Origin of the sequence: Azospira sp. I13 (assembly GCF_003112695.1) — a bacterium.
In the GTDB taxonomy this organism is placed as follows: domain Bacteria; phylum Pseudomonadota; class Gammaproteobacteria; order Burkholderiales; family Rhodocyclaceae; genus Azospira.
Window position 1 is genome coordinate 101,813 of the sequence record NZ_BFBP01000006.1, and the last position, 1,218, is coordinate 103,030.

At 65.8% G+C, this 1,218-nt stretch carries 1 pseudogene; it reads right to left on the reverse strand.

Features of this window, described 5'->3' with window-relative positions:
• A pseudogene (locus AZSI13_RS18380) lies at window positions 1-1,167 on the reverse strand (MBG domain-containing protein); the annotation flags it as partial.
• Between the last annotated feature and the right edge of the window lie 51 nt (window positions 1,168-1,218).

The window sequence follows — 1,218 nt, forward strand, 5'->3', positions numbered from 1 at the left end:
GCCGTTCCAGGCCTGGCCGTCGTAGGTCTTGCCGGCGTTGCCGGCGGTAACGGTGAGGGGTGCCTTGGTTACAGTGAGCGTGCCATCCTGGTAGGTGATGGCGTAATTGCTGGCCTGGCCACTGCTGAAGGCGACGTTGCTGCCCACCAGTTGATAGCTCTGACCAGCCTGGGCGTTAGCGGGGGCGCTACTGCTCAGGCTGCCGGTACCCAGGGTATCGCCATTGACCAGGCTGCCGCCGCTCAGGGTGAGAAGGCCGGTGGTGGGGTTGGCCTGGCCGTAGCTGCGGCTCTGGTTGCCAGCCTGGAGGACGATGGGACGGGGGGTGATGGCGAGGCTGCCGTCCTGGTAGGTGATGGCGTAGTTGCCGGCCAGTCCGTTGCTGAAGGCGGCATTGCTGGGACTCAGGGCAAAGCTCTGGCCCGCATTGGCGTTGGCGGTCGCAGCAGACGAGACGCTGGCGTTGCCCAGGGCATCGCTGCCCACCAGGGAGCCGGCGGTGAGGGCCAGGGCGCCCGCGGTAGGATTGGCATCGCCATAGACTCGGCTCTGGTCGGCGGCCTTGACGGTGATGGCTCGAGGGCTGACGGTGAGGGCGCCATTACTGTAGCTGATGGCGTAATTGCCGGAGGTCAGGCCGCTCGGAGTGAGGGTGTAATTGCCAGCATTGACCGCCCCCTGGGCATTGCCGCCGTAGCCGAGGCTGCCACCCAGAACTGCCTGGCTTTCACCATTGACGAAGCCGCTGTAGCTGACGCCGTTGCCGCCGCTCCAGGCGAGTGCGTCGTAGACCTTGGCGGCATTGCTGGCGGTAACGGTGAGGGGCGCCTTGGCCACATTCAGCGCGCCATTGACGTAAGTGATGGCGTAGTTGCTGGAGGAAAGGCCACTCGGAGCGATGGCATAGCTGCCGGCGTTGATGGCGCCGAAGGCGCTGCCGCCGTAGCTCACGGCGCCGCCCAGCACGCTGGCGTCCTCGTTCAGTACGAAGCCGCTGTAGCTGACCCCGGGCAGACCGTTCCAGGCCAGGCCGTCGTAGGTCTTGGCGGCATTGCTGGCGGTGACCAGCAGCGGGGCTTTGGTGACGGTCAGGGTGCCATCCTGATAGGTGATGGCGTAGTTGCTGGACAAGCCTGTGGAGAAGCTGACATTGGATGGGCTCAGCACATAGCTCTGACCGGCCTGGGCGTTGGTGGCGGCGCTACTGCCCAGGCTGGC